This window comes from Wolbachia endosymbiont (group A) of Ischnus inquisitorius (genome assembly GCF_964026985.1).
Classification (GTDB): domain Bacteria; phylum Pseudomonadota; class Alphaproteobacteria; order Rickettsiales; family Anaplasmataceae; genus Wolbachia; species Wolbachia pipientis.
Genome location: NZ_OZ034715.1, coordinates 972,963 through 998,489 on the forward strand (window position 1 = coordinate 972,963; position 25,527 = coordinate 998,489).

At 36.4% G+C, this 25,527-nt stretch carries 22 protein-coding genes and 6 pseudogenes; 13 read left to right on the plus strand and 15 right to left on the minus strand.

The genetic code is table 11. The features are described 5' to 3' along the window. Positions 1–4: 4 nt before the first annotated feature. From AAGD90_RS05015 to AAGD90_RS05040, 6 genes and pseudogenes are all read right to left on the minus strand, one after another. On the minus strand, positions 5–1,183 hold the full coding sequence (locus AAGD90_RS05015; RefSeq protein WP_070356855.1) for a hypothetical protein: 1,179 nt from the start codon (positions 1,181–1,183) through the stop codon (positions 5–7). Positions 1,184–1,192: 9 nt separating this feature from the next. After that, positions 1,193–1,906, minus strand: a pseudogene (locus tag AAGD90_RS05020) (DUF4815 domain-containing protein); the annotation flags it as partial. 23 nt (positions 1,907–1,929) lie between these two features. Further along, a protein-coding gene (locus AAGD90_RS05025) for an IS5-like element ISWpi1 family transposase (RefSeq protein ID WP_341821644.1) occupies positions 1,930–2,762 on the minus strand; the annotation gives its coding sequence in 2 pieces (ribosomal slippage) (positions 1,930–2,393 and positions 2,393–2,762; 834 coding nt in all). A gap of 164 nt (positions 2,763–2,926) precedes the next feature. Next, a pseudogene (locus AAGD90_RS05030) lies at positions 2,927–4,144 on the minus strand (DUF4815 domain-containing protein); the annotation flags it as partial. A 16-nt stretch (positions 4,145–4,160) separates the two neighbouring features. Beyond that, positions 4,161–4,559: pseudogene (locus AAGD90_RS05035) on the minus strand (hypothetical protein); the annotation flags it as partial. 29 nt (positions 4,560–4,588) lie between these two features. Then, positions 4,589–5,448 (minus strand): IS630 family transposase gene (locus AAGD90_RS05040; protein WP_156518142.1). Its coding sequence is split into 2 segments (ribosomal slippage): positions 4,589–5,124 and positions 5,124–5,448, totalling 861 coding nucleotides; the frame shifts between segments, so codons are not numbered across the junction. A 50-nt stretch (positions 5,449–5,498) separates the two neighbouring features. Here AAGD90_RS05040 and AAGD90_RS05045 point away from each other — a divergent pair. From AAGD90_RS05045 to AAGD90_RS05085, 9 genes are all read left to right on the plus strand, one after another. Then, positions 5,499–6,032, plus strand: coding sequence for a hypothetical protein (locus tag AAGD90_RS05045; RefSeq protein ID WP_341821755.1), 534 nt, complete (start codon positions 5,499–5,501; stop codon positions 6,030–6,032). A gap of 252 nt (positions 6,033–6,284) precedes the next feature. Next, positions 6,285–7,631 carry an IS110 family transposase gene (locus AAGD90_RS05050; RefSeq protein ID WP_341821667.1) on the plus strand — a complete coding sequence of 449 codons (1,347 nt, stop codon included), beginning with the start codon at positions 6,285–6,287 and terminating at the stop codon, positions 7,629–7,631. An 18-nt stretch (positions 7,632–7,649) separates the two neighbouring features. After that, entirely contained in the window at positions 7,650–8,387 is a 738-nt protein-coding gene (locus tag AAGD90_RS05055) for a reverse transcriptase domain-containing protein (protein WP_341821756.1), read from the plus strand. A gap of 553 nt (positions 8,388–8,940) precedes the next feature. Continuing rightward, entirely contained in the window at positions 8,941–10,734 is a 1,794-nt protein-coding gene (locus tag AAGD90_RS05060) for a reverse transcriptase/maturase family protein (protein WP_341821757.1), read from the plus strand. A 572-nt stretch (positions 10,735–11,306) separates the two neighbouring features. Further along, the gene (locus AAGD90_RS05065) at positions 11,307–11,648 is read left to right on the plus strand and encodes a DUF721 domain-containing protein (protein ID WP_010082513.1); all 342 of its coding nucleotides are present in this window, start codon (positions 11,307–11,309) and stop codon (positions 11,646–11,648) included. 37 nt (positions 11,649–11,685) lie between these two features. After that, on the plus strand, positions 11,686–12,000 hold the full coding sequence (gene rpmB / locus AAGD90_RS05070; RefSeq protein ID WP_006279619.1) for a 50S ribosomal protein L28: 315 nt from the start codon (positions 11,686–11,688) through the stop codon (positions 11,998–12,000). Then, complete coding sequence (lipA, locus tag AAGD90_RS05075; RefSeq protein ID WP_077188099.1) at positions 11,993–12,856, plus strand: lipoyl synthase; 864 nt, start codon at positions 11,993–11,995, stop codon at positions 12,854–12,856. Before rpmB ends, lipA begins: the two co-directional genes overlap by 8 nt. Before the next feature lie 60 nt (positions 12,857–12,916). Next, the gene (gene ubiE / locus AAGD90_RS05080; RefSeq protein ID WP_274979993.1) at positions 12,917–13,633 is read left to right on the plus strand and encodes a bifunctional demethylmenaquinone methyltransferase/2-methoxy-6-polyprenyl-1,4-benzoquinol methylase UbiE; all 717 of its coding nucleotides are present in this window, start codon (positions 12,917–12,919) and stop codon (positions 13,631–13,633) included. Next, positions 13,630–14,745, plus strand: a complete 1,116-nt coding sequence (locus tag AAGD90_RS05085) for an FtsW/RodA/SpoVE family cell cycle protein (protein WP_264373796.1) — start codon at positions 13,630–13,632, stop codon at positions 14,743–14,745. Before ubiE ends, AAGD90_RS05085 begins: the two co-directional genes overlap by 4 nt. Before the next feature lie 370 nt (positions 14,746–15,115). Here AAGD90_RS05085 and AAGD90_RS05090 read toward each other — a convergent pair whose 3' ends face one another. Both AAGD90_RS05090 and AAGD90_RS05095 read right to left on the minus strand, forming a co-directional pair. Next, entirely contained in the window at positions 15,116–15,856 is a 741-nt protein-coding gene (locus AAGD90_RS05090) for an Rpn family recombination-promoting nuclease/putative transposase (protein ID WP_341809995.1), read from the minus strand. Next, the gene (locus AAGD90_RS05095) at positions 15,853–16,242 is read right to left on the minus strand and encodes a group II intron maturase-specific domain-containing protein (RefSeq protein ID WP_341821758.1); all 390 of its coding nucleotides are present in this window, start codon (positions 16,240–16,242) and stop codon (positions 15,853–15,855) included. Before AAGD90_RS05095 ends, AAGD90_RS05090 begins: the two co-directional genes overlap by 4 nt. Positions 16,243–16,317: 75 nt before the next feature. Here AAGD90_RS05095 and AAGD90_RS05100 point away from each other — a divergent pair. Both AAGD90_RS05100 and AAGD90_RS05105 read left to right on the plus strand, forming a co-directional pair. Next, positions 16,318–16,422: pseudogene (locus AAGD90_RS05100) on the plus strand (IS630 family transposase); the annotation flags it as partial. Positions 16,423–16,526: 104 nt separating this feature from the next. Then, positions 16,527–17,281 (plus strand): annotated as a pseudogene (locus AAGD90_RS05105) (IS630 family transposase); the annotation flags it as partial. Between the two features lie 144 nt (positions 17,282–17,425). Here the strand turns inward: AAGD90_RS05105 and AAGD90_RS05110 are convergent. The 4 genes and pseudogenes from AAGD90_RS05110 to AAGD90_RS05125 form a co-directional block, all read right to left on the minus strand. Then, a complete protein-coding gene (locus AAGD90_RS05110; RefSeq protein ID WP_341821667.1) occupies positions 17,426–18,772 on the minus strand; it encodes an IS110 family transposase in 1,347 nt (448 codons plus the stop codon). A 290-nt stretch (positions 18,773–19,062) separates the two neighbouring features. Continuing rightward, a pseudogene (locus AAGD90_RS05115) lies at positions 19,063–19,716 on the minus strand (major capsid protein); the annotation flags it as partial. Continuing rightward, positions 19,704–19,913 (minus strand): transposase, encoded by a 210-nt coding sequence (locus tag AAGD90_RS05120; RefSeq protein ID WP_341821759.1) that lies wholly within the window; start codon positions 19,911–19,913, stop codon positions 19,704–19,706. The pseudogene AAGD90_RS05115 and the gene AAGD90_RS05120, both read right to left, overlap by 13 nt. A gap of 142 nt (positions 19,914–20,055) precedes the next feature. Beyond that, complete coding sequence (locus AAGD90_RS05125) at positions 20,056–21,576, minus strand: HlyD family type I secretion periplasmic adaptor subunit (RefSeq protein WP_341821760.1); 1,521 nt, start codon at positions 21,574–21,576, stop codon at positions 20,056–20,058. Positions 21,577–21,842: 266 nt separating this feature from the next. On the opposite strand from AAGD90_RS05125, the gene fabG reads away from it, so the two are divergent. Continuing rightward, positions 21,843–22,577, plus strand: coding sequence for a 3-oxoacyl-[acyl-carrier-protein] reductase (gene fabG / locus AAGD90_RS05130; protein WP_015589136.1), 735 nt, complete (start codon positions 21,843–21,845; stop codon positions 22,575–22,577). 88 nt (positions 22,578–22,665) lie between these two features. Beyond that, complete coding sequence (locus tag AAGD90_RS05135) at positions 22,666–22,995, plus strand: TrbC/VirB2 family protein (protein WP_155968336.1); 330 nt, start codon at positions 22,666–22,668, stop codon at positions 22,993–22,995. 27 nt (positions 22,996–23,022) lie between these two features. On the opposite strand, the gene AAGD90_RS05140 is transcribed toward AAGD90_RS05135, so the two are convergent. From AAGD90_RS05140 to greA, 3 genes are all read right to left on the minus strand, one after another. Continuing rightward, on the minus strand, positions 23,023–24,303 hold the full coding sequence (locus AAGD90_RS05140) for a M48 family metalloprotease (RefSeq protein WP_341821762.1): 1,281 nt from the start codon (positions 24,301–24,303) through the stop codon (positions 23,023–23,025). Between the two features lie 71 nt (positions 24,304–24,374). Further along, a complete protein-coding gene (gene ribB / locus AAGD90_RS05145; protein ID WP_341821763.1) occupies positions 24,375–25,019 on the minus strand; it encodes a 3,4-dihydroxy-2-butanone-4-phosphate synthase in 645 nt (214 codons plus the stop codon). A 6-nt stretch (positions 25,020–25,025) separates the two neighbouring features. After that, positions 25,026–25,520 (minus strand): transcription elongation factor GreA, encoded by a 495-nt coding sequence (gene greA, locus AAGD90_RS05150; RefSeq protein WP_007549342.1) that lies wholly within the window; start codon positions 25,518–25,520, stop codon positions 25,026–25,028. Positions 25,521–25,527: the final 7 nt, after the last annotated feature.

The following is a 25,527-nucleotide window of genomic DNA, read 5'->3' on the forward strand; positions in this document are numbered from 1 at the left end:
TTTCTTACGTTATAACAACCCGCAAGTTTTTTACCTTTGGCCGATAAATAACCGTTCCACTTAAAACCAATTTTACCCTTGTTTCATTGCTATTAAAGTTTGTTAGTACATGAGTTCTCTCCACCCAATTTTCCCCAATAGGTTTTCCTGATGTTAAATTTACTAATTGCCATCCTTTGACGCTTTGTTCCACATATGCTTTAACATCTGCAGTGCCAGGTATTAGCGCATCATAGGTAATTGTTATCTTAGTGTTAGCTCCTGCTGTAATGCTCCTTGTAACATAATCTCCGGACTCTGAAAGATTACCTAGAACTAGCTGTAACCCAGGATAGAGAACAGGACTTTTTTCTTTTGCACCTTTTAAATTTGCCTTTACTGTTAACTCTCCAGATAGTCTTTCACGCAGCGCGAGCGGCAAATTATCAGACAAAAAGTTTTCTTTCCCTTCTTCATCTGTTAAGATAAATTCTACATTGGTATCAAATGCTACTTTTTCAACATTTGTTAAAACTATTAAATCTGATACGTTGTTTGCAGTGACTTTACCAAGATCAATAACATGAGAATTTTCACTAAATTTTGCAGCTAGTAGTCGAAACGTTAAATCTAAATTTTGATGCGGAGTCCAGGTACTTGCATTACTTGATGATAGTAATACTCCTACTTGATATGGCTGACTCGTTACCCAGCGGCTATTTACTACATCATATTTGCCAAGCTCTGCTATTTTTACTGCTGTATCTGCATCATCGGTTAGCAAAACTATTGCATATTCTCTGCTAGATTCACACCAGACAGGAGACCAAGTTATACGTGTTGCTGTGCCATCTATCTTTATATCTTTTGGCTCAATATAGCTTTCAGCAATGACAGTCTGCGAGGGCATTCCCACTGCTGTTTCTCTAATCTGCACAACAACACGTTTTTTGCCTTTATTTACAAACCATAGCTCCACGCCTCCTATGTGTCTGCTCTCATTTAGCGTAAATGTTTGGGCTAAAGGATCAACTCGTCTTGCTGCGATCACTCTTCTTCTTTCTTCTATGGTAATAGTTTTTTTACCAGTATAAGTTGCCTCTCCATAGCTTCCTTTATCCCCATAAAACTGTACTAATTTAGTACCTGCTGGAATGTTTGCTGGGATTTTTATCTTTCCACTTATTCGTCCTTGATTTTCCACTTTTTTCCTCTATGGTATGGGTTGAATGCTTAGGCCATCAAATTTTACTTCCTTAAGCTTTTCACCAGTTGCAAAACCTTCAATCTCAAAATTTTGAGTTGCTTCTCGCATAAATTCAGTTTCGTATGAGGTACTTGACAGCAGCTCTGTTGTTTCTTTAACATTAAACACTCTGGTTACTGGACTTTTCCAATTCGTAGTAACCTCCGTCCAGTGATCTATATTTTTGTTCATGGTAACTTTTGCCGGGACTGGGTCAAAAGCTTGATATGGATTGATCTTTTCTCCTTTGGTCTGTAAAAGCTGCTCCAGTAACGGTTCAAGTTCATATGGCAACAAATAAGTTTTTTCTCCTCCATCAATATCAGCAATCGTTACATCTATTGGTAAAATTAGTTCCTTATTTACTATTGCTGCAGACTGCAAAATTCCTTGATCGCGCATATCATCATCAAAGAATGAATCAACAAATACTCCTTTTTTGGTGGTAGGTTCTCTTGAATTTGCATCATTGCGTAGACGTTCCTCTGCAACCAGCGCATAAAGATCATTTATTCCTTTTTTCATTGCTTCAAGCTCATTCATCGGTACAGCATGAATAGCATTATTCACTATTTTTACCCCTTCGCCTTTTTTCCACGTCTGATGAATGTAGCAGAGCAAAAGTTGTCCACTAGGCGCTCTAGGCATTGATGGTCGCCAAGGGTGAGAAATTCCTTTTAGAGGTTGTCCGGAAACTAGTAAATTCAAGCATATTCCCTCTTTAACATAACCCTACTCATAGCTAGGTATATGAAATTCTCAGTGGATGTTGTGAGTAAATCATACTCCTTCGATAGCCTTCTATTCCTATTAACCCAAGCAAAAGTCCTTTCTACAACCCATCTTCTTGGCTGTACTTTAAACCCTTGTTCTCTTGTTGGTAGTAGCTCAGGTGGCGTATCTTTGTGCACCCAAAATCTACATGGAGGCCTTTTAACAATTTCAATATCTATGTCATATTCTTCCTTTATGTGATTCTTTAAATTTCTTCCTTGGTATCCCATGTCAGCCCACATTTTTTTAACTTTAGTATATTTTGTTCTCATATTGTTTAATGCTATTTTAATACCATCTCTATCATTTTCGTTAGCAGCGCCTACGTAACAACCTAGTATAAAACCCTGAGTGTCTGTAATTATATGCCTTTTTCTACCCTTTACTTTTTTACTTCCATCATAGCCTTTGATCCCCCCTTTTCTGTAGTCTTTACAGATTGACTATCTACTATACAGGCACTCGGCTGCTCATTCCTTCCTATTTTTCTTCTACTATATTTTGTAATTTCATAATTCATTTTCTCAAAAATTCCCTGCTTCTTCCATTGCCTGAACTGCTCATACACAGTCTTCCATAGCGGAAAATCATTTGGTAAATACCGCCATTGACACCCTGTACGCAATACATAGAAAATTGCTTCTAATATTTCTTTTTTGCTATACTTTTGCGGCCTTCCTCCTTTCTTGTATGATACTCTGAAGTGTTTTTCTATTCTTGCCCATTCCCTTTCGCTTAGATCTGTTGGATACTTTTTTCTCATCTTTACCACGTACTAAAATTTCAGATATTATAGCCTTTTACTTGTTTCCGGACAACCTCTTATAGCCTTTCTTATAATAGTCCGAATGCGATAAGATATGTGTTTATGGCTATAGCAGGCCAGTAGCATATTACGGTCTGTTCGGATTATTGTAAAAAGAGCTATATTCTTCTTACCACTCCTTTGCTATCGATAGTAATTAAATCATAGCGGGGCATTTTCCAGGTGTAATCAATCAGAACCAAGCTGTTATCAACTGCTCCTTTTACTTTGCATCCCTGTTCACTTATATCTTCAGGGCTTACATGAGTACGACAGCGGTAGGTTATTTGATAACTACTTCCAGGAGCTGGTTCTTTACCTGGTAATGACCAATCAACGTTTCCTGCGTTTAATTTGTAATCTATACTATTTTCATAAATAACATTGCCTTGTTTAACTTGAATAATCTCAAGTACTGCAGAGTCAGGTATCGGATCAATAGCTCCAGAGTATGAACCATGAGTAACAGTAATGGTTTTCTGAACAGTTATATCTACTTTTTTAATTTCACTTATTGGAAAATCATTAACCTTCAGTTCCATTACTCTTTGGCTATTTGGCTGAAAAGTATGTGGTTCTGATTCAACTGATTTTATATCCGGATCTTCATCAAAAGAAACACGAATACTGTGAGGAAGTTCAATCTCATAGCCATCAACATGAGCTTTGCCCTCATTAATCACAAATATTTTTTTTCCTCCTTCTCCCTCTTCCTTTTGCAGGAACATTACTTCAAGACCATTTACGACGTAGGAACCATTTGCTTCTTTGTCATAACGAGCAAGAGCAGTAGTTACTATGTTTGCTTGTGGAGGTGGTGAATGTTCTATTAATACTCCATTTTCAATGTTATAGATTGGATAAAACTCTCCTTCAGAAAAACGTGGAGAAAGACCTTCTGCTTGATAACCCCAAATGGTGGAAACTTTAAGCCTTGCAGCTCCTACTTCCTGATAATTTCTTGTACCAATAGCAGGATCACGAAGGTTTTCATCCTCAAGTTCTGTAATCGTAGATTCTACATAATAAACACCTATGCGAACTGTGGTACTCAGTGGAATAACAAATTCTTCTTTTTCAACTTTTCTAACTGCACCGCGCAGATAGATTTTTCCTCCCTCAAGTGTAACTTTACCAGTTTCTCTATCTATAATACAATTGCTTCCTGTTATAACATCACCATCACGAAATATTGCATCGCCTATGCCTTTAATCTTAGAGAGAGCATACTCCTGAGTCTCGTTTAGTTCTGCAGACTGTAGACCTCTTCCTGCTAGAAACAAGCTTTTTTCGTATTCTTTGTCAGGATTAAAGCGGTTATAATAGGCGTTTAAAGTCATTTAATGCTAGAAAAATTCAAAAAGTTACAACAAATGAAAAAGTTTCCCGAGTTGCAGCAGTTCTGATAAGTGGTACGGTATGTTCCAAAATCAATAAAATCCCATGTTCTTCTATATCTTGAGGTTCAAAATATCTCTGTCCTTCAGGTAATTCTTCTTTTATTTTAGTACCAACCATAACCCCTAGCTCTCTGATTACTTGATTTGCTGCATCCGTGAAATCGAAAGTAAATTTGAGATAGAGATTATTAGTTGGTACATTTGAGGGCCTAAACCTTCCAGATGGAGTTATAAGTTCACCGTTTTCATCACCTGTGCAGAATAGCACTTCGTCTGCAGTACGTCTGCCAAGTTCATTGAGCAGTTTTTCAGAAGTTATCAGCTCTGGTGGTGTGCTTTCACTATACTCTACAGTATAGCATTTCTCATAATAGTCCGAATAGGTCATAGGAAGGCAGAATCAACAGCACGACGAAAGGATTCGAATAGAGGAATGTTTTTCCTGGCTCTGTTTTTTATAGCAAACCAATGATGCTCAATTTTGTTAAAATCTGGAGAATAAGGCGGCAGATACAAAATTTCTGCACCGACTCCTTTAGCGAGCTTGATAAGCTTATCAGACTTATGAAAAGTAGCATTATCAAGAATGACAGTTTGTCCAGGTTCTAAGATCGGTGCCAAAAATTGCTCAAACCATCCATTAAAAATATCCATATTACAGTGGCCTTCAAATGTTAATGGAGCAACTATCTTTCTTCTACTTAAGGCTGCAACCATGCTGATTCGTTGAGTTTTTTTTCCAGATTTTAGGGCATAAAATCGCTGTCCTTTCTGGCAATACCCATATGGATAGTCCTCCGTGTTATCAATCCCAGACTCATCTATATACACTAAGTTTTCTGGTTCTTTTGTTGCTATAATTTTTAAGAATTCAGCACGTTTTTCTTCGTTCCTTTCCTTGTATCCATATGTCTTTTTTTGCGCGTAAATCCAATTTTTCTGAGAGCTCGGTGGATCGTTTGGATACTAACGTTGCCCCAAAGTTTAGCCATTTCCGACAGAGTTTTTCTACCGTGTTTTTTAGCAAATTCGATAAACTTATTCCAGTCGATAATTTTCTGATTGTAACCTCCATTACCGAGTTTTTTTGACTGAAAGTCGCCTGTTTCTTTTTTTCTTTGCTGCCACTCCCACAAAGTAGTTCGTCCAATTTTAAATCTTGCTGCCACTGCTTCTCTGCTTTCCCCTTCGTCTAGTGCTTCCATTGCTTTTTTTCTTAAATCATAACTATATGCTGCCGGCATCCAACCTCCTTATCGCCATCTATCCTTAATCTTATCATATCCGGACTTCTGTGGAAAGAGCTATAGTATCAAAAGGAGCGGTGTTTGGTAATACAGTTGATGCTAATATTGTTAACACACTGACATCAGAATTTAAAGAGCATAAAACTAACATGAAAAAAGCATATAAAGATTATATTAGCAATACTCATAAGTTTATTGAAGTCGCAAAAAGTGCAACTAGCAGCGAGCTGAAAGATATAAGAATAGACAACTCCGTTTTTTACTTAGAATATTCTAAAGATAGTAAAATAGACATTACAAAAATAACAGATGGGGCAAGGGGTTTGGGTCTAACCCATGGAGATTTAAAGTGTGGAAGAAATATAGTAAAGATTGGTAATAGTGAAGTAGAAATTAAAACTGAAAAAGGCAAAAGGAATTACACAGATCTTACAGAAGGCAGCGATGTAGTATTAACTTTCTATACTAGTTTGGGAGAGTTAGAGGTTAGGTTGCGTCCTGACATAAAAAATAAAAGCCATATAAAGGTGGAAGTATGCAATCAAGATCTGCTGAAGCAATTAAAAGCCCAGAACAGATAAAATCTGTAAAACCAAAAAGAAACTCCCTCTTTACTTTATGTTCTTTGGGTATAGTGTTATGAAGAAGCGCTTCTGCAGCTATAACCGAAACAATCAATGGTGCTATAAATGCCCGTTTGAAAGCATGGTTTTGGGGGAAATGGTAAAACCATTGATGGAGTTCTTTTTGGGCTACCTCGTTTAGAAGATTGTATAACCTAACCGTCCCAAGCTGAAGTGCTTCTTATCATAATAATATAGGAGGGATTTTATATGGCAGAAGCAAAAAGTAAATTAAAAACAATAAACCTTGATGCAGCAGGGATTGATATTGGCTCGACTGTACATTATGTATGTGTACCTGAAGGAAGAGATGAACAACGTATCCAAAAATTTGGGTGCTTTACAGTAGATCTACACAACTTAGCAAAGTGGTTAAAAAAGTGTCAGGTTAGAACTGTAGCCATGGAGTCAACTGGAGTATATTGGATTCCCTTATTTCAAATATTAGAATCACATAAATTTGAAGTAAAATTAGTAAATGCGCGACATGTCAAAAATGTGCCTGGTAGAAAGTCTGATGTTCAAGATTGTCAATGGCTGCAACAATTGCACAGCTATGGACTGCTTCAAGGATCATTTAGACCGGATAATCAAATGTGTGTACTGCGTAGTTACGTTAGACAACGTGCTAATCTAATTGAAAATGCAGCTAAACATACTCAACGTATGCAAAAAGCGCTAATTCAAATGAATATTCAATTACACAAGGTTATTAGTCATATTACTGGGATAACTGGTATGAAAATCATTGAAGCTATAATTGAAGGCGAAAGAGATCCTGAGAAATTGGCTAAATTCAGGGATGCACGAATAAAAAATGATCAGTCTACTATAGCAAAAGCGTTAGCTGGTGATTATAGAGAGGAACACTTGTTTGTGCTAAAACAAGAATATGCAGCATATACTTTTTTTCAAGAGCAAATAACGGGATGTGATAAAAGTATAGAAAATTACTATAAAACATTTGAAACAAAGTCGAATGAGAACAGGGCATTGAATAAGACACGAAAGAGAAAACAGAAGAATAGTCCAGATTTTGCCGTAGATGAAGATTTATATCGAATAACGGGGATGGATTTTACTAGAGTTCCAGGACTTGATGTATTAAGTATACAGGCTGTCATTTCAGAAACAGGTATAAATCACAATAAATGGAGGACAGAAAAGCATTTTTCTTCCTGGCTCGGATTAAGTCCTGCTAATAAAATTACAGGAGGGAAAATTATTGGAACAAGAACTCGTAAAGTTGTTAATCGTGCTGCAACTGCCTTGCGACTTGCTGCTCATTGTGTATCAAGAAGCAACACTGCACTTGGTGCATACTGCAGGAGGTTAAAGAAGCGACTAGGGATACCAAAAGCGATCACTGCTACAGCAAGGAAATTAGCATGTATTTTTTATAATATGCTAAAATATGGACAAGAATATGTAGAAAAAGGAATGAACTATTATGAAACACTCTACAAAGAGAGAGTAGTCAAAAATTTGACTAAAAAAGCAAAGGAATTTGGTTATATACTAATGAAAGAGGAGCCGATAGATGAAGAAGGTTCTTAGGAGTTTCTTAGAAGATGGATGAAAGCTCCAATTCAGCAAGCAGATGGCAACAAGGTAGTAAGGGATAAGGGAGTTCCGCAAGGGGGTTCAGTTAGCCCGATCATTTCAAATATATTTATGCATCATGCATTTGATATGTGGATGAAACGAAACTACCCAACAGTACCATTTGAAAGATATGTGGACGATGTGATAGTGCACTGCAAAACTAAGGAACAGGCGGACTTTATGCGAGCAGCAATCGAAGAAAGATTGGCACAATGTAAGCTAAAATTACATCCTGAGAAGACGCAAATAGTGTATTGTAAGGATGATAACAGGAGAGGTGGGTTTCCAATACAAAGTTTTGACTTCCTAGGCTATACGTTTAGACCTAGGTTAGCAAAGAACAACAAAGTAGGAACCTATTTTGTCTCGTTTCTACCTGCGATTAGTCACAAGGCCAAGAAAAAGATCTGTCAAGTCATAAGGTCATGGAAAATACGCAGACAAACATCAACAACTTTAGAGGATATATCGAAGAAAGTAAATCCAATAGTCAGAGGCTGGTATCAGTACTATGGAAGGTTTTACAGGCAAGAAATATACAAACCTCTGAAGAACATAGAGCGGCAACTGGAAAAGTGGGTCAAAAGAAAGTACAGGAAGCTTCGAACTCGTGGAAAACTAGCAAGGCAACTTCTAGGAAGAGTAAGAAAGGAAAATCCAGATACTTTCTACCACTGGACGTTAGGGTTAGGTCAGAAGACTGAATAATGGAAGCTGTATAAATCGAGAGGGTGCGCCGTGGTACGCATTAAGAAATACTTAGCGGAGCTAAGCGGGGTTCAGAATAAATGGCCTCGAGGTGAACAACTAACTTTAACCCGAAAGGGAAGGAGGACAAGAGCATGTATGTAAAGCGAGAGTTATCTGAAGATGTGTAAGGTAACGGCTTGCAACACCTGATCAATATGGTTAAAGCTAAACTGCTTGAATTCTAATCTTCAGGGGTGGGATTTCACATCCATGGGTATCACATTTAAAACCCCATGTCTACAGTAAGCACAAATTAAACTTTCGTTTGTGTGACATTCTGGCTGTAGAACGATAAGTAGTGAACTTATTTAAGAGGATGAATAGAAAACCTAAGTTGATCTAGAACAGTTCTTAGTGACGGAACATGGGATGACCTAAGGAACGCGAGTTCTATGGTTACGGAGTCATCGTAGTAGTCGTGAAAGTAACGAATCACCGGGGAGTGTGGGAAAGCCACATACAGGGCAAAGGGTGACAGATAATTGAATGTTGAAATTGGGAGGTACGCAAGATGCGGAAAGCTGAAACAATACTTAACATTATACGTGAACGTGGAAAAAGAAATTTGCCGGTTAAAAACGTATATCGCCTACTCTATCAGCGTGATCTTTACCTTCGGGCGTATGGCAAACTTTGTCGTAATAAAGGTGCTATGACAGAAGGTGTGACAGTTGAAACAGTTGATGGTATGTCTTTGGAAAAGATCGATAAAATCATAGAGGGTTTACGCTATGAGCGATATCGGTGGACACCAGTAAAACGTATCTATGTTTTAAAGAAGAGTGGTAAACGCAGGCCGTTAGGGTTGCCAACATGGTCAAATAAGTTACTTCAAGAAGTAATTCGATTAATATTGGAAGCCTACTATGAGCCTAAATTTAGTGAATGTTCACATGGATTTCGACCAAAGCGTGGATGCCACACTGCATTAAGAGCAGTAATGCAAAAAGGCAGAGGTACAAAATGGTTTATAGAGGGAGATCTCAGTGCATGTTATGACTCAATTGATCATACTATGTTGTTGAAAATACTGAGTGAAAGCTTCCAAGATAACCGTTTTATTCAGCTAATCAATCGACTGCTAAAAGCAGGATATATGGAAAATTGGAAGTACAATAAGAGTCATAGTGGGGTACCACAAGGTTCTATTATTGGTCCAATTCTGAGTAACATATTACTCGATCGGTTAGATAAACATGTGGAGCATATACTAATACCAGCAAATAACCGAGGTAAGCGAAGAAGGACAAATCCAAAATATTTAAGGTTAACCATGCAAGTATCGATGATGAGAAAACAAGGGAACTGGGATCAAGCAAAACAACTGCGTCAATTAGTGCAGGGTATGCCATCTAAGGATTCTTGCGATCTAAATTATCGACGTCTTTGGTATGTTAGGTATGCTGATGATTTTCTGGTAGGGTTTGCAGGACCAAAGAATGAAGCTGAACAAATTAAGAATGAGATTGCTGGGTTTCTCAATGAGGAGCTCAAACTTATGCTTAATGAAGATAAAACGTTTATTACACATGCGTGTGATAGCAAAGCCAATTTTTTGGGTTATGAAATACATGTTTTGCATGCAGATGATAAACATGATCATCGGACACAACGATGTATTAACGGTAGTATTGGGTTACGTGTACCACATCATATAAAGCAGAAAAAGTGTTCTGAATATATGCGTTGTGGTAAACCGATACATTTACCTCAACGTACAATTGATACAGCTTACAGTATTGTTGCTCAGTATCAAACTGAATATCGAGGAATTGTACAATACTACAAAATGGCCTACAACCTTCACACACTAAGTTATCTGAAATATGTGATGGAAGTATCATTAGTAAAGACTTTAGCATCTAAATACAAAACAACTTGCAGGAAAATTTATAGAAAATTTGGTGCGACGATCGAAAATGATGAAGGTGAAAAACGAAAAGTCATCCAAATCAGAGTAGATCGTTTACCATCAAAGATACCATTAATTACACACTTTGGTGCTGTGTTGCTAAAATGGAATAAATGGGTAAGCATAAGTGATAACCTTATACCAATATGGAATAAGCGTAGTGAAATAGAGCAAAGACTATTGGCACAAACTTGTGAATTATGTAAATCACAAGAGCAGATTGAAGTACATCACGTACGTAAACTTGCTGATTTGCTAGGTAAACGTAATACTGAACTACCGGAATGGAAAAAGAGAATGATTGAACGACAGAGGAAAACTCTTGTTGTTTGTCATGAATGCCATAAGAAAATCCAATATGGAAAATATGATGGTGACTCCTTAAAACGTTAGATTATTGGAGAGCCACGTGATACGGAAACGATCATGCGTGGTTCGGAGAGGGGTTGTTGGAAAAGTACTTAACAAGTAACTCGCTGGCTGCCCACTCTACTTTACGTACAGTTTTGTGAGGGACTGGTGGGGAAGTTCCGCCGGTCTACTCTCCTGATTTCTATTACAATTTGCATATTGATTATGCTATTTTTTGGATCTAGCCTGGCAAGTTAATAATAATTTAACCAATTGCAATTAAAACAGCTATAAGGTTAATTATGAGGCAAAACAAAAATTTTTGAATGGAACGATCTTGACAAGTGCTACGTTGAGATAAGTTTTGCATAAAAATACTGCTTTTACGGTGTGAGGCTAGAGGTTTGTAAAGCAGTTAGCAGGTTGTCATCTAAGTAGCGTGACCAGAGCTAGATTCCGCGAACACGCCGCGGAATGACGACTATGCAATATGCGTTGCGGAGTGACGATTATGGTCATACCGTCACGGTATCTCACAAACATGTAGCAGTAATGACAAAATCTCAAGTTATATGTATACTTTTATATTATCTACCTACTAAAAAAACAGAAAAATGCTCAAACGTAGCGGTCCAAAAAAATTAAAGTCTATAATAGAAAACTATGCATTAAAATGCATGAAAAATAAAATTAGCAAAAATGAAATACGTCTTATTTTAAACTGGCGAAATATAGTAGGGAAAGAAATAGCAGAGTGTACAAAACCGAAAAAGATCTCATATGCACAGAATATAAATTCGGGTGTGTTGCATCTGGTAGTAACAAATGGCAGCAAAGCATTGGAAATTCAGCATATGATTTCTCTTATAATAGAAAAAATTACGATATTTTTTGGTTATAAAGCAGTATATGGTATAAAAATTAAGCAAGAGAGTATTGACTATTTGACTATATAAGGTAATCTAAGTACATAGAATAATTTGGTATATTGAAGTGAGTAGAGTTTGTGAATTAACAAATAGAAAAAAATCTTTTGGTAATAAGGTATCACATTCGAATCGTAAAACAAAGCGTACCTTTCTTTTAAATTTACATAAGGTTACGTTGACAAGTGATATATTGAATAAAAAGTTTAGATTTCGTGTGGCAACAAGAACTTTGAGAACTATAGATTACAAAGGTGATTTAGATGCTTTTTTGCTCAACACAAGAACGATTAAACTAAGTGAGAAAGCGCAGAAGATAAAAAGAAGGTTGAAAAAAGTTTTAGTAAAGCAAGAGGTAGAGTTAGCCGTTTCAGATGCATAACAAACCTCAATGGCTCAGAGCAAAAGCTCCGACCGGTGAAGTATTCAATGAAACCTTAAACATCGTTAAACTGCATAACTTACATACGGTATGTGAAGAAGCTGCATGTCCAAATATTGGTGAATGTTGGAATAAACGTCACGCTACTGTGATGATTCTCGGTTCTGTTTGCACTCGTGCTTGTGCATTTTGCAACGTTGCAACTGGCATTCCTGATAAGTTAGACCCTCATGAACCAGAAAATTTAGCAAAAGCAATAAAAAAGTTAAACTTAAAACATGTTGTCATTACTTCTGTTGATCGTGATGATTTACCAGATGGTGGCGCAAATCAGTTTATACAGTGCATAGAAGAAATTAGAAAGATAACTTCAGAAACAACAATAGAGATTTTAACTCCTGATTTTTTAAATAAGAAAGGAGCATTTGAAGCAATTGCTGTTGCATCACCTGATGTCTATAACCACAATATTGAAACAGTGCCGAGATTGTATGCAAAAATAAGACCACGAGCTCGCTATTTTCATTCACTATATTTGCTGAAGATGGTAAAGCAGATTAATCCTAAAGTTTTCACAAAGTCAGGGCTTATGGTTGGTCTTGGAGAAACAAAAGAGGAAATACTTCAGGTTATGGACGATTTGCGCAGTGCTGAGGTTGATTTTATTACAATTGGTCAATATCTACAACCAACTCCAAAACATGCAAAACTTGATAGGTATGTTACCCCAGAAGAGTTTGAGCATTATAAATATATTGCTTACTCCAAAGGTTTCTTAGTGGTTGCATCAAGCCCACTGACTAGGTCATCATACCACGCTGAAGAAGATTTTAACAGGCTCAAGGCCTGTCGTTGACATTTGTGTTAATTCAAATTAATTTTTACTAATTATAAAGGAGTTGAGCGACTTTACGTAATGTCTACTATAAAAATCAAGAAGAAATCACAATTAGTTAAAGAGGTATTCGATTCCGTGGCAAGTCGCTACGACACCATGAATGATATAATGAGCCTCGGAATGCACAGATTATGGAAAGATAAGATGGTAAATAGTGTGCATTTTACAAAAAACTCTAAGGTTTTAGATGTTGCTGGAGGAACTGGAGATATAGCAATAAGAATAGTAAGAAAAGAGCCAAGTGCTAAGGTTACAGTATGCGATATAAATCAAAACATGCTAAACAGAGGACGTGATAAAGCTATAAATTCAAACCAAATTAATTTTGATTGGGTATGTGCAAGTGCAGAAAGTTTACCATTTGAAGACTCCGAATTTGATTATTGCACAATAGCTTTTGGCATTCGAAATGTTTCTGACCGCAAGAAGGCTTTAAATGAGGCGCACAGGGTATTAAAACCACATGGGAAATTTATCTGCTTAGAATTTGCCCCTATGCACTATCAAAATGAGATATTTACCAAACTTTATGACTTATATTCATTTAAAGTAATTCCTAAAATTGGCAGCATAGTTGCTAAAGACAAGAGTTCTTATGAATATTTAGTGAAGAGCATCAGAGAATTTCCAACTCAGGCTGATTTTAAAATGGAAATTGAAGAGGTAGGCTTTAAGAATGTTGAGTTTCATAATATGAGCTATGGAATAGTGGCATTACACATTGGAACAAAATGAATATTAAACTCTGGTATAGAACGCTGGATTATTATCTCATCCTTCCAGTGTTTTTTTTGCTCACTATAAGCTTCATTCTTGTTTATTCAGCAAGCCCTGTAATTGCGCAGCGTCTTTCTTTACCACAAGATTATTTTATACGGCGTCACACAATTTATATAGTCCTGTCACTAATTACCTTGGTGACATTTTCTTTTCTCAACACAAGAACTATACTTAACCTCTCATTCGCAGGTTTCGCTTTATTTACTATTCTAGTAGCAACTGCGATAATACTTGGTATAGAGGTAAAAGGTGCGAAACGATGGTTACATATTGTCAAAATTTCAGTTCAACCATCTGAGTTCGTAAGGCCATTTTTTTCTGTTGTTATAGCTAGTATCTTGGCCAGCGAAATGAAGTTTAAAATACACATATCAATCATAATATTTCTGTTAGTTTTTGTGTTGTTACTTTTGCAACCTGATTTCAGTATGTCTATGCTTTTAACATATTCTTTTATTGGTCAAATGTTTATTGCATGTATACCACTTTTATACTTTCTATGCATAATAGGAATGGCCACAACTGGAACTACAATAGCTTACTTATGCCTCCCACATATAAAGCAAAGGATTTACAATTTTGTCTTTTTTACGCAACGCGATAACTTTCAAGTCACAAAATCATTAGAAGCATTCAAAAGAGGTCAATTAACTGGAGTTGGACCTGGTGAAGGTAGCGTAAAAGCCTCTCTTCCTGATTGTCATACAGATTTTGTGTTTTCTGTTTTAGCAGAAGAATTTGGTTTGATTACGTGCTTAGCCACATTGATGTTATTTGGTATCATTTCCGCCCGCTTGCTTTACGTTGCATATAGGGAAAATGAATTATTTAATCTGTTAGTGATTCTCGGTATCTCAATGCAATTCATCACACAATTCATAATAAACATAGGGGTAACATTGAGTGTTTTTCCTACCACCGGCATAACCCTGCCGTTACTTAGCTATGGTGGTTCTTCTCTTTTATCTTCGAGCATCGCACTTGGCATAATGCTGTCTTTCAGTAGAAACCAAGCTATCGCATTAAAGTTTCGTGAGCGTGTTATGCTTGGAAGGTATATGGACTAAACTTGTACCGCTCACAACTATTATTGGTATCCCTCCAGAATGGGTATCTGTTCAGATGAGTGGCAAAATAAGGTAGACGAGAAAAGCAACTATAGGAACAAATGGGTGTCATGCAAGTAGCTGACACTGGTATCCAGTCCTTTTGCACAGTTCCATCAAAAACGTTGTAAAGCGCTTTCGTGTTTACCAACTTAGTGCCCAATCTGGATCCCAGACTGGGATGACAAAAAAAGGAGCACTGGAATTTTTGTTTCAGCATTAGCCATGCATCTGAACAGATACCAGAAAATATTCCACTGACATGCTGAACAACAAATACATCACTATGTCGTTTATCGCAAAAACTTATATTTTTCGTAACCATTCACACTTAATTCTGCAATTCTTTGATCTCACTCATAGAAAGACCAGTAGTTTGAGCTATAATATTAAAAGAAACACCTGCTTTAAGTAGATTCTTTGCGACTTCAATTTCCCTCTCTTTTCTACCTTCCTCTTTAGCAAGATCAAGTCTGTATTCAAGAATGGCTTCTTCTTTGCGCAGATCCATTATTCTTTCTTCATAAGCTACTAGATCTTTTTCATTCCAGTGAAACTTATCTAATTCATCATATGCTAGCTTTATTATTGGTGATTTTTCCGCAATTTTTCTGAGATCTTCGTCCGTTGTTTCATCTGCATATTTGAAAAAAAATAGCCAACGGTCTACTACACTTTCTAGTTGTTCTTCTCTACTCTTAGGAAATTTTGGCAGCTCTATGAAGATAAATTGAAAATCTTTTAAGTCATGCTCATTGGTTTTTTCATCTCTTATGGTATGGCTAGATATATAGTCAAGCTTATCAGGGAATAAGGTACAATTTGAAATCGCGATAAAGAAAATCTTCTTTAAATCAACGTATTTACCAGATTTATCAGCTTGTCTTGAGTAAGCCTTAGCAGCATAAAGTTGTGCGCGTTTTTCAAAGCCTTTATCACGAGTGAGCTGGTCAGGTAAGGAAGCAGTATTACTACTACCCCCTCCCTTAGAAACGCAGCATGCAGGTTTCCCAACACTACGCTTGAGCCCCTTATCTAAGTTCTTCTTTTCTAGAACCGGCTTGTCCTTCATGATTCCTCAGGAAACATCATTCTTAATGGTGACACCAACAGTAGAGAACCTTCTCTTGAGAAAGAGCTTGCTAACATTCTTGTTCGTTTCACTCTCTCATCAAAATACTTTTTCCATTTTAAGTCAAGGGGATTTGCATCCGCTCTGATTTTAACATGTCGTCTGATAGGTATATCAATCAGCTTAAGCAGTCTTAAATACCGTATCTCTTTTGGTTTGTTCTTGCATAGGGGTGCAGCAAAAACCCATTGGCGTTGACCCATTACTTTGAAGTAACGATTCTTTATCCAACGTAATCCTTTACGAGGATGTCTTTTCTTTGCCCATTTCCATAAACTATGCCAAATTTCATTGTCGATCTTTCTAAACGCTTTTTTAGCACACACATGGTGATAGTATAGCTCTTTCCACAGAAGTCCGGATATGATAAGATTAAGGATAGATGGCGATAAGGAGGTTGGATGCCGGCAGCATATAGTTATGATTTAAGAAAAAAAGCAATGGAAGCACTAGACGAAGGGGAAAGCAGAGAAGCAGTGGCAGCAAGATTTAAAATTGGACGAACTATAGCCTTTCTTATAATAGTCCGAATGCGATAAGATATGTGTTTATGGCTATAGCAGGCCAGTAGCATATTACGGTCTGTTCGGATTATTGTAAAAAGAGCTATACTTTGTGGGAGTGGCAGCAAAGAAAAAAAGAAACAGGCGACTTTCAGTCAAAAAAACTCGGTAATGGAGGTTACAATCAGAAAATTATCGACTGGAATAAGTTTATCGAATTTGCTAAAAAACACGGTAGAAAAACTCTGTCGGAAATGGCTAAACTTTGGGGCAACGTTAGTATCCAAACGATCCACCGAGCTCTCAGAAAAATTGGATTTACGCGCAAAAAAAGACATATGGATACAAGGAAAGGAACGAAGAAAAACGTGCTGAATTCTTAAAAATTATAGCAACAAAAGAACCAGAAAACTTAGTGTATATAGATGAGTCTGGGATTGATAACACGGAGGACTATCCATATGGGTATTGCCAGAAAGGACAGCGATTTTATGCCCTAAAATCTGGAAAAAAAACTCAACGAATCAGCATGGTTGCAGCCTTAAGTAGAAGAAAGATAGTTGCTCCATTAACATTTGAAGGCCACTGTAATATGGATATTTTTAATGGATGGTTTGAGCAATTTTTGGCACCGATCTTAGAACCTGGACAAACTGTCATTCTTGATAATGCTACTTTTCATAAGTCTGATAAGCTTATCAAGCTCGCTAAAGGAGTCGGTGCAGAAATTTTGTATCTGCCGCCTTATTCTCCAGATTTTAACAAAATTGAGCATCATTGGTTTGCTATAAAAAACAGAGCCAGGAAAAACATTCCTCTATTCGAATCCTTTCGTCGTGCTGTTGATTCTGCCTTCCTATGACCTATTCGGACTATTATGAGAAATGCTATAATTTCCCCATCCTCTCAGTAGAGAGCTGAGTGACTTAATTACTATAGCCTGAGTGTTCGCTATATTTGCTTTTATCAATGTACGTGCTTTATTAAGAAGTCTTCTAAGAAACTCCTAAGAACCTTCTTCATCTATCGGCTCCTCTTTCATTAGTATATAACCAAATTCCTTTGCTTTTTTAGTCAAATTTTTGACTACTCTCTCTTTGTAGAGTGTTTCATAATAGTTCATTCCTTTTTCTACATATTCTTGTCCATATTTTAGCATATTATAAAAAATACATGCTAATTTCCTTGCTGTAGCAGTGATCGCTTTTGGTATCCCTAGTCGCTTCTTTAACCTCCTGCAGTATGCACCAAGTGCAGTGTTGCTTCTTGATACACAATGAGCAGCAAGTCGCAAGGCAGTTGCAGCACGATTAACAACTTTACGAGTTCTTGTTCCAATAATTTTCCCTCCTGTAATTTTATTAGCAGGACTTAATCCGAGCCAGGAAGAAAAATGCTTTTCTGTCCTCCATTTATTGTGATTTATACCTGTTTCTGAAATGACAGCCTGTATACTTAATACATCAAGTCCTGGAACTCTAGTAAAATCCATCCCCGTTATTCGATATAAATCTTCATCTACGGCAAAATCTGGACTATTCTTCTGTTTTCTCTTTCGTGTCTTATTCAATGCCCTGTTCTCATTCGACTTTGTTTCAAATGTTTTATAGTAATTTTCTATACTTTTATCACATCCCGTTATTTGCTCTTGAAAAAAAGTATATGCTGCATATTCTTGTTTTAGCACAAACAAGTGTTCCTCTCTATAATCACCAGCTAACGCTTTTGCTATAGTAGACTGATCATTTTTTATTCGTGCATCCCTGAATTTAGCCAATTTCTCAGGATCTCTTTCGCCTTCAATTATAGCTTCAATGATTTTCATACCAGTTATCCCAGTAATATGACTAATAACCTTGTGTAATTGAATATTCATTTGAATTAGCGCTTTTTGCATACGTTGAGTATGTTTAGCTGCATTTTCAATTAGATTAGCACGTTGTCTAACGTAACTACGCAGTACACACATTTGATTATCCGGTCTAAATGATCCTTGAAGCAGTCCATAGCTGTGCAATTGTTGCAGCCATTGACAATCTTGAACATCAGACTTTCTACCAGGCACATTTTTGACATGTCGCGCATTTACTAATTTTACTTCAAATTTATGTGATTCTAATATTTGAAATAAGGGAATCCAATATACTCCAGTTGACTCCATGGCTACAGTTCTAACCTGACACTTTTTTAACCACTTTGCTAAGTTGTGTAGATCTACTGTAAAGCACCCAAATTTTTGGATACGTTGTTCATCTCTTCCTTCAGGTACACATACATAATGTACAGTCGAGCCAATATCAATCCCTGCTGCATCAAGGTTTATTGTTTTTAATTTACTTTTTGCTTCTGCCATATAAAATCCCTCCTATATTATTATGATAAGAAGCACTTCAGCTTGGGACGGTTAGGTTATACAATCTTCTAAACGAGGTAGCCCAAAAAGAACTCCATCAATGGTTTTACCATTTCCCCCAAAACCATGCTTTCAAACGGGCATTTATAGCACCATTGATTGTTTCGGTTATAGCTGCAGAAGCGCTTCTTCATAACACTATACCCAAAGAACATAAAGTAAAGAGGGAGTTTCTTTTTGGTTTTACAGATTTTATCTGTTCTGGGCTTCCAATAATTTTCCTATATTCATCAACTAGAACTAATTTTTACCAAAACTCCCGGACGATGGCACATTGGCAATGGATTCGACTGCGTATGTAAATCAGTTCCTCTATCAAATCTTCTTGGCTCTTGTTTTGCATAGAGTGGCTGTCCAAGAGTATTCACTGTTTCATTAAAATCTGCTGGTGCAAAATATGTTGTAAATGTGCTCGCTGTTCCTACTGGAAAACAGTTTCCACTTTCTCTTTCTATAAACCTTCTTACATTTCCCTCAGGATCAGTTGCTTGCCCTCTATATTCCTCAAATGTTATTCCGCAAAATGTAAATCCTGATCTCATGTCGTTCCTTAGCGCTGCTCCTTCTTGCCATCTCTCATATGCCTCTTTCACCTTACTATGGGAAGTTAATGCATCAAAAAACTCAGGGCTTACCAGTGCATGAATTCCCGTCATATATTCACCACTTAGATTATCTTCTATATGCCGGAGTACTTCCAGACACTTACGTTTTACATCTGTTGTTGCTGTTCCAAGGGCAAAATTTACTACTTTTGGTGTTATTTCAAATTCGTTATACAGATTTAGTAATTCTGACCCGTCAGCATCAAGAATAATTCCCTTCAGCGCTCCCATTCGTAAATGCTCTAATGTTATTGCGTGTTTGTTTCTCATTTTTCGTAAGGAGCCATGTTACCTCTACCTGGAAATGCATCTGCTGCCGACTTTTTTTCGTTGTGTTTCTTTATCCATTTTCCTAATAAACCACCCTTTATTCCTAAATCCTTTGCTATTTTTGTAATTGTTTGACCTGCCTTTCTTTGTTCATTTGCCAGCTTGACAGCTTCCAATTTGAATTCTGCCGTATATTCTCTTGCCATTTCTAATCCTCAAAAATTTTATTTTACCCGAAAAAACTCCTTTCTTTCTCTCCACTTTTTCTGGGTAAGGTCAAGAAGCCTATTGTCTAATTATGTACCTAAATTTTATTACGGCACTTTCACTACTACTTTAACGAGTGAGCTACCTTTCTATAAAAGACCTATCGACTGTTGCAATTATAGGCGTAAACAAGAATGATAAAAGAGTACGAGATTGAGTAACTATGTACACTTCTGCTGGCATACCAGGGTATAGGTATACGTTTTTAAACTGAGCAAGCTCTGGTTTTGGTATCACTACACGTACTGAATAATAACGCCCTAGCCTTGGATCATCAAGGGCATCGGGAGAAATATTGCTTACTATACCATTAATTAAACTTAAACGACGTGCACTGTAAGCACTTAAACGAACTTTAACCTTTAGCCCTTCTAGCCCATCAATAGAGACTATGTTGCTATCTTTCTTTTGTGCTGACAGTATCTCTTCTATGTTTCTGGTCTGAATTTTAGCATCTATTATTAGGTCATCATCCGATGGCACTACGCTCATGATCGGAACTCCAGATTGTATAACACCACCTTCAGTATGGTATCTTATATCTGTGACTATCCCATCTTGAGGCGATTTAATTATTGTACGTGCTAATGAATCTTCAGCAACCATCAGTCTCTCTTTCAAGTCTGCAATAGACGTACTAACTTCCTTAAGTTCAGCGTTTGCTCTTTCTTGAGAATCATTTCTCACGTTTATAATTTCTAATTCGTTCTCTCCAATTTTTTGCTGCACTTGAGATATTGCAGAACGGTAATGTCCAACTCTGCCTTCAATTTCAGCAAACTGCTTTTCTAAAGCTAAAATGTGTGGTTTGCTTATATGGCCACTATCAAGTAATTGTCTTTTTGTTTCCAACTCCTCAGTTATCAAGTCATATTGCTTATGAGCTGCATTTAGTTGAAAGTTTAGCCCCGCTAATTCATCATTTAACTGCTTTATACGTTGTTGCAGTATGTCTGTTTTTCCCAATATGCTCTTTCTCTGAGAGTTGAACAACTTTACTTGATTCTTTATCGCTTTATTTACAAGTTCATCGTGAGATAATTTTTTAACCTCATCAGGAAACTCGAGCGTGTCCAAATCTACTCTGATTGCAAGAAGCCTTGCTTCTGTTGCTAAAAATGATAAGAGCTTCTCTTTGATGATACTTAAATTCGCCTTCTCGTTAACATCACTCAACAAAACTAGAGGCTCATCTTTTTTAACTGCTTGACCCTCTTTTACTAAAATTTTGCTTATTATTCCTCCGCCCAAGTGTTGAACTATTTTTCTATTTGAAGATACAATAACTTCTCCACTTGCATGCACCGCACCGTCAATTGGAGCTATAGCCGACCAAATACCACCTATCCCAAAAAAGATGAGTATTACTACCAGACCAAAAAATAGTGGTCCCCATGTTACTTTCAGGACTTCATTTACGTTATTACTTTCGCGTTTTAAAATAAAATTTATCACTGCATCAATCAATGCAAACGTCTTATCCAAAAATTTTGGGTACTTCTTCTTTTTATTTTTTGCTCCTTGCATATTTATATTATCACCATGGCCAACCAAGCCTGTCAAAGAAAATCCAGTGCTAAGCTTTTTTAACTTACTTATCATAATACTACTGTGAATTTGTGTTAACTCAAGATAACACACAAAAACAAAGAATCTATAATTTAAGCATTCCATTTAGACTGTAGAGCACCAGAATAAACTATTTAGTAACAATTCCTGCATCAACTATGTTTTTAAAATTTTTTGACGTTTAACTTTATTATAACTTTTTCTTTATTTTGTGAATATCTGAGTTACTTATATTATGTAAGAAATCTATTGCCAACTAGTCAATATTCTGTTAGGAACTAAGACAATATAAAGTTATTATGCTTAAATTGGAAAGCAGAAAGTTCCTGATTACTGGCGCATCAGGCGGAATAGGGCAAGCAATTGTAAAAATTATGCACAAAGCCGGAGCAACTTTATGTATTTCTGGCACAAAAAAAGAAGTGCTCGAAGAAGTTGCTAAACAATATGAAAAAAACATGCATGTACTCCCTTGTGATTTATCAAATGCTGAGGAAGTAAATCAACTAATAAATAGAGCAAGTGAGCTGATGGAAGGCTTTGACGGGCTCGTATGCAATGCGGGTATTACGCGAGACAGTTTATTATTGAGAATGACAGATGAAGCATGGCAAAAAGTAATTGATATTAACTTGAGCTCTACATTTAAGCTGAGTAGAGAAGCATGCAGAAAACTAATTAAGAATAATTGGGGAAGAATTATAAATATTTCCTCAATAATAGGGCTGACAGGAAACGCCGGGCAAGCAAATTATGCGGCGTCTAAAGCTGGAATAATAGCTATGAGCAAATCCATAGCAAAAGAAGTTGCAAGTCGTAATATAACAGTAAATTGTATTGCTCCTGGGTTTATAGATACTAAAATGACTGAAGTTTTAAATGAAGGACAAAAGGGAAAAATATTAGATAATATTCCAATGAAAAGAATGGGAACAGGGGAAGAAATAGCAGCAGGGGTCTTGTTTTTAGCAAGTGATGAAGCAAAATATATAACAGGGCATGTGCTCAATATTAATGGTGGGTTATTTATGTAGCAACACTTATGTATGGACAAATTATAATTTTTACTTTAAAATAAAAAATGTGTAGGTTTAGGTTAATTTATTACTTAGAGGCAAAAAAATGAGCTCTATAATGGAATTTTTTAGTGTTTTTTGCGTAGTATTGCTTTTCTCTTTCTCAGGTTATGCAGCTGACCCTGATATGGATGACACAACTAAAGTAATATGCAATATTATTGGTTATGTTTGGGGGATAGGCGGTCCACTTATGACGGTAGTAATAATTGGTGCAGCTTTGCTTGCAATATTTGGCAGGATGCCGTGGCCAGCCCTCTTTGCTCTTGGCATGTTCTGTGGTGTATTTTTTGGCGCTAAAACTATCATAACGAAAATTATGCCCAACGTAAGCGATGAAGCAAAAACTATGTTGGAAAAGTGTGGACAAAAATAATCCAAAAAGTGCAGAAATGCTTTTTTGTTATCCATTAAACCGCTTCATATCTTCAACTTGCAACAAATAAGGGCTATCTTTTGGTAAAGTTTTAACAGCTAGCTCAGCATATTTTGTAAATTGCTTTAAATCACCTTCAATACAAGCCTTTTTTGTCAAGGCAAAATAATGCATTGCCGTATCAGCTTCACATTTATATGCAATGCTTAAATACTTCCAGACAAAAGCGTTATCTGGTTCTACATTCAAAATCTGCTCCAGGTAAAAAATCGCCTTTTTTGCATCACCGTGTAATAATAAAGTATGAGATAATGCAAGTTTCACTAAATAACTGTTTTTCTCAGATAAATACCTAAGCGATTCCTCATACATTTTTATTGCTTCACTTAAATTTCCGGCCTTGTATAGCATTTCTGCTTTTAATTCATATAGGTATGGGTCATTGCGTGACTCTTGAATCAATGAATTAACTTTAGCAATAGCCTCTTCTATCTTTCCTTGCCTATAGCAAACTATAGCATTTACATACTCAGAATTATTTTCATATTTATTAGATAACACATGAATAGGAGCAAAGAAAGAGTCTAGCTTGGCAACCACACGCTCAAACTTTAGTAACTTATCCGCAAAAATTGGTTTTACGTTGTTTTTAACCTTATAATTTTGTACAGCAAATATACGTTTCTCACTAAGTGGGTGAGTGCGGAAATATTCCTCGGTGTTCTCATGCTCAATACTTTTAAAATAATCAAAAATCTCTTTCATACCTGAATTATCATAGCCAGATTCATCAAGATACCTTAAAGCATAGCTATCTGCTACACTTTCTTGCTCTTGAGAATAGTTAAAAAATAGCCTTGAACTAAACGCTACACCACTAAGCAAAATTGCACCAGCAACCTGAGGGTTAATGATAATACTAGAAACTAATCCTACCATATAACTAATCATTGCTATCGATTGAAAATAACCCATAGCACTACTCATTTGCAATATATGACCAGCAGATATGTGAGCAATCTCATGTGCTAATATACCAAGCAGGACATAAGGTTTAGCCGAATATTGTAAAAGTCCTAAATGAATGAAAATACTGTTATTGTTAATTACAAAAGCATTAATCGAATTGTCATTAATTATAAAAACTTTTATTTGCTCATGATCAATATCCGCAGCAGAAAATAAAGGTTGCGCTAGCTCTTTCACTATTTCTTCCACTTCACTATCTCTAATAATGTTAATAGAGTAAGCATTATTACAATATGCAAAAAAGAACAATAAGGTCAAAAACTTAGCAACTCTAAACATGAAAATTCTGTGCTTGTATAATTTATAGAAATTCTATATTTTAACACTTAAATTATACAAATTTATAAACGCTAGTTTAAATTTTTAACGTAAATGATAAGTTTGTCGATGGTAGTTAACTTAATTTTATGTTGTTCAGCAAATTTAAGTAACTGAGGTAAGCGCATCATAGAGCCATCATCATTCACTAATTCACAAATAACTGCTGAATGATCAAACCCTACTAACTTCGCCATTTCAACACTCGCTTCAGTATGACCAGCACGTTGTGCCACCCCACCTTTATGTGCAATTACAGGAAAAACATGACCTGGAGTTATGATGTCATCCTGAGTACCATCCTTGTTGATAGCAGCATGTATAGTTTTCGTTCTATCCTCTGCTGAAACACCGGTTGTAATGCCATAACGTGCATCAATTGATGTAGTAAATGCGGTATGATTTTCACCAATATTTTTCTTTTCCATGAAATTAAGGCCCAACCTTTTCATGTGAAATTTAGTCATTGCTAAGCAAACAACCCCTGTACCGTACCTAACCATAAAAGCCATATGTTCCGGCTTTATTTTCTCAGCTAAGACAATCAAATCGCCTTCATTTTCTCTATTTTCATCATCAACTAAAATGAATAATTTACCGGAACGAGCATCCTCTAATACATCTTCCACAGAAGAAATACCTGGTAGACTCATTGAAGCATAAGTGGCCTGTACCATAATAATTTACTTAAATTCAATCTTAACTATTTTATACAATTTCTCTCCATTTGGCACTGTCACTTCCACATATTCACCGACTTTTTTGCCGATTAAGGCACTCCCAAGTGGTGAACTAGTAGATATTAACTGCTTTGAAACATCAGCTTCATATTCGCCTACAACCTTATAAACATATTCCACTTCACCGTTATTATCACTTAACATGCTTAATGTCACAGTTGCACCAAACATTACTGAATCACCAGACAAATTTTTTACTTCTATTACTTCCGCATGTGAGAGCTTACTTTCTATCTCCATTATACGGCCTTCAATAAAACCTAACCTTTCCCGTGCTGCATGATACTCTGCGTTTTCAGACAAATCACCTTGATCACGAGCATCAGAAATAGCCTGTATCACAGAAGGTTTTTCTTCCTTTAATTTTTCAAGTTCGGCTTGCATATTCTCAAAACCTTCCCTCGTCATAGGAAATTTATTAATAATGGATGAAGCCATAATCACC

Coding starts and splice junctions, on each gene's coding strand:
- AAGD90_RS05065 (WP_010082513.1), top strand. CDS start 11,307: ATGCTCAAACGTAGCGGTCCAAAAAAATTAAAGTCTATAATAGAAAAC.
- AAGD90_RS05090 (WP_341809995.1), bottom strand. CDS start 15,856: ATGAAGGACAAGCCGGTTCTAGAAAAGAAGAACTTAGATAAGGGGCTC.
- AAGD90_RS05085 (WP_264373796.1), top strand. CDS start 13,630: ATGAATATTAAACTCTGGTATAGAACGCTGGATTATTATCTCATCCTT.
- AAGD90_RS05060 (WP_341821757.1), top strand. CDS start 8,941: ATGCGGAAAGCTGAAACAATACTTAACATTATACGTGAACGTGGAAAA.
- lipA (WP_077188099.1), top strand. CDS start 11,993: ATGCATAACAAACCTCAATGGCTCAGAGCAAAAGCTCCGACCGGTGAA.
- AAGD90_RS05140 (WP_341821762.1), bottom strand. CDS start 24,303: ATGTTTAGAGTTGCTAAGTTTTTGACCTTATTGTTCTTTTTTGCATAT.
- ribB (WP_341821763.1), bottom strand. CDS start 25,019: ATGGTACAGGCCACTTATGCTTCAATGAGTCTACCAGGTATTTCTTCT.
- AAGD90_RS05125 (WP_341821760.1), bottom strand. CDS start 21,576: ATGATAAGTAAGTTAAAAAAGCTTAGCACTGGATTTTCTTTGACAGGC.
- AAGD90_RS05135 (WP_155968336.1), top strand. CDS start 22,666: ATGAGCTCTATAATGGAATTTTTTAGTGTTTTTTGCGTAGTATTGCTT.
- AAGD90_RS05110 (WP_341821667.1), bottom strand. CDS start 18,772: ATGGCAGAAGCAAAAAGTAAATTAAAAACAATAAACCTTGATGCAGCA.
- AAGD90_RS05055 (WP_341821756.1), top strand. CDS start 7,650: ATGAAAGCTCCAATTCAGCAAGCAGATGGCAACAAGGTAGTAAGGGAT.
- greA (WP_007549342.1), bottom strand. CDS start 25,520: ATGGCTTCATCCATTATTAATAAATTTCCTATGACGAGGGAAGGTTTT.
- fabG (WP_015589136.1), top strand. CDS start 21,843: ATGCTTAAATTGGAAAGCAGAAAGTTCCTGATTACTGGCGCATCAGGC.
- ubiE (WP_274979993.1), top strand. CDS start 12,917: ATGTCTACTATAAAAATCAAGAAGAAATCACAATTAGTTAAAGAGGTA.
- AAGD90_RS05120 (WP_341821759.1), bottom strand. CDS start 19,913: ATGGCAAGAGAATATACGGCAGAATTCAAATTGGAAGCTGTCAAGCTG.
- AAGD90_RS05050 (WP_341821667.1), top strand. CDS start 6,285: ATGGCAGAAGCAAAAAGTAAATTAAAAACAATAAACCTTGATGCAGCA.